The 1071-nt window shown below is 68.9% G+C and carries 1 protein-coding gene; it reads left to right on the top strand.

Going from position 1 to position 1071, the window contains the following annotated elements:
* Positions 1 to 113 precede the first annotated feature (113 nt).
* Positions 114 to 1070 (top strand): IS481 family transposase, encoded by a 957-nt coding sequence (locus ACFYU0_RS35365; protein ID WP_389306529.1) that lies wholly within the window; start codon positions 114 to 116, stop codon positions 1068 to 1070.
* Position 1071: the final 1 nt, after the last annotated feature.

The raw sequence follows: 1071 nt of genomic DNA, 5'->3' as shown, positions 1-1071 counted from the left end.
GACAGGCCCTAGGTGTATTGATCACGAGCGTTGTTGACACCGGTGGGTCTTGAACATAGCGAAGACCTCCGATGTGGTGGAGCTGTCTAGGAACACACCGCACGGAGGTCTTCGTGTCCCACCGTAATGCCCGGCTGACGGTTCACGGCAGGCGGTTGCTGGTCGAGCGTGTCCGCTCGGGCCGCCCGGTTGCTCATGTGGCCGCCGAGATGGGCATCTCCCGCGCCACGGCTCACAAGTGGATCCGCCGCTGGCGAACCGAGGGCGAAGCGGGCCTCGCCGACCGTTCCAGCAGGCCGCGCACGACGCCGCACCGCACCGCGGCAACCGTGGAGGCCCGCGTCTGCCGACTGCGCCAGACACGCAAGCTCGGGCCGGCCCGCATCGGCCCTGCCCTGGGCCTGCCCGCCTCCACCGTGCACCGCATCCTGGTCCGCCACGCCCTGAACCGGCTGGCCTTCCTGGACCGGCCCACCGGCCAGGTCATCCGCCGCTACGAACGAGCCCGGCCGGGCGAACTGATCCACGTCGACGTCAAGAAACTCGGCCGGATCCCCGACGGCGGCGGCCACAAAGTCCTGGGCCGCCAGGCCGGCCGCGCCACCCGCAACCGCATGGGTTTCGACTACATCCACTCCGCCGTCGACGACCACAGCCGCCTGGCCTACAGCGAAGTCCTCAGCGACGAGAAGGCCACCACTTGTGCGGCCTTCCTGACCCGGGCCGCAGCCTTCTTCGCCACCTGCGGCATCGACCGGATCGAGCGCGTCCTGACGGACAACGCCTGGCCCTACCGCAAGAGCTTCGCCTGGCGGCAGGCACTCGCCGACCTCGGCGCGGCCGGCAAGCTCACCCGCATCTACCGGCCGCAGACCAACGGCAAGGTCGAACGCTTCAACCGCACCCTGCTCGACGAATGGGCCTACCAGCGGCCCTACCAGACGAACGACGAGCGGACCCAAGCCCTGGCAGACTTCCTCCACACCTACAACCACCACCGCTGCCACACCGCACTCGGCGGCCACCCGCCCATCAGCCGTGTGAACAACCCTGCGGGTCAATACACCTAGG

This window comes from Streptomyces sp. NPDC003720, assembly GCF_042875075.1.
Lineage (GTDB): Bacteria > Actinomycetota > Actinomycetes > Streptomycetales > Streptomycetaceae > Streptomyces.
The sequence above is the reverse complement of the archived record's forward strand: the minus strand, read 5'-3'. Positions and strand labels throughout refer to the sequence as shown.